This is a genomic window from Candidatus Saccharimonadia bacterium (assembly GCA_035544015.1).
Lineage (GTDB): Bacteria > Patescibacteriota > Saccharimonadia > UBA4664 > UBA4664 > UBA5169.
In genome coordinates, this window is record DATKIP010000096.1 from 1 (window position 1) to 1,503 (window position 1,503).

At 56.3% G+C, this 1,503-nt stretch carries 1 protein-coding gene; it reads right to left on the reverse strand.

Annotation, left to right across the window (positions count from 1 at the left end; genetic code table 11):
• Window positions 1-287 precede the first annotated feature (287 nt).
• Complete coding sequence (locus VMT30_08825) at window positions 288-1,325, reverse strand: IS5 family transposase (GenBank protein HVQ45031.1); 1,038 nt, start codon at window positions 1,323-1,325, stop codon at window positions 288-290.
• Window positions 1,326-1,503: the final 178 nt, after the last annotated feature.

Consider the following 1,503-nt stretch of genomic DNA (forward strand, 5'->3'; position numbering starts at 1 on the left):
CCTTCCGCTATTATGCGACGGCGTCGCGCGCAGCGCCAAATGCGCATAAATTACGTGTTGGTCGTGGTCTGTCGTTCGCAAGTTCACGATTCGCCGATTCATTCGGATGGACCGATATAGTGAAGTGTCGTCTTTAATAATCAATAGGGCACCTCGAACAATGACGATATTTTCGCCGGATCAATCGCCGGTTCAGCGCGACGGTGATTTTCGTTTTAATTTGTCGTGAATAGGCTTTGTTTGGTGCGCCCGGCGCCCCGATCGGGGCGTTCCGGGTGCACTCCTTTTTAAGCGGCGACCATCCGCTCCAGGGTCACAAGTCGGCGGATGTTGTAAACAAGGTTCTGCAGGCCAATTTTGACTTTCGCCCGCGCGATGCCGATCGTCCGGACAATCCGGCCACCTGGCGCGGTCTGCTGAGCACCGAACACATGCTCGATGCGGGCCCGAACTCGGCTCTTCCGACGGTTCGCGTCCTCCTGCACTTTCGATAGCGGATGGTTGCGGTTCGCGCGCCGATGAATGCGGCTACGAAGGCCGCGCAAGTTGAGCTTCGCCTCGGTCTCGGCCGAACGATACGCGCTATCCGCATAGACGTCAGCGGACGTGTTGGCCTGGTTCAGAAGGCCATCAAATTGCTGGCTGTCATGAACGCTCGCGTCGGTCACCTCGTACTGCCGGATCAGTTTGCGCTTGGCGTCCGCATTCACGTGGTTCTTGTAGCCGTAGAAGCTCTTGCCGTGCTTCTTGGTCCAGCGTGCATCCTTGTCTTTCTGCCGGTTTTTCGCCGGGTTCTGCTTCCAAGCCTTCGGCGTCTTGCCGGCCTTCACCTCCTCATTCTCCTCGCGGGTGTTTCGTTGCTTGGGAACCGGAACGATCGTCGCATCAATCATCTGGCCGCCGCGCGCAATGTAGCCCTTCGTTTCCAAATGTTGGCCAAAACGCTCGAACAGCTTCTCAATCAACCCGGCCTTGCCAAGCGCCTCGCGGAATAACCACAATGTCGTGCCGTCCGGAATGCGATCCTCGATGCCGAGCCGCAGAAAGCGCGTGAACGACAGCCGATCGCGCACTTGATACTCGACCTGCTCGTCAGACAGATTGTAAAGCGATTGCAGCACCAGCATCCGAAACATCACGATAACGTCAATCGGCTTGCGGCCAGCATTGCTCTTCTTCTCGTTCGCTGGCGTCAATACCGCTGCCTCAATCTCAGCCCGGAAGCTTTCAAACGGCACCACACGAGCAATCTTCTCCAACGGATCGCCTTTCGCGGAAATCACCGCCAACCGACTGTCCGCATCGAAAAACCCCAATTGCCCCATCGTCTCCCACCCCCGAATCTTTGTAGCGACAAGTCAGACTCGCATAAATTCGCAGACCTCGCTATTTTTCGAGGTGCCCCATAGTTATTGTCCTTTCCGTTGGTTGTCTTTGAGTTAGAAAGATGGAGAACCGGCGTAGCGGCTCACCCTGATCTTCGATGTCCGCTTAGGCTCTGAT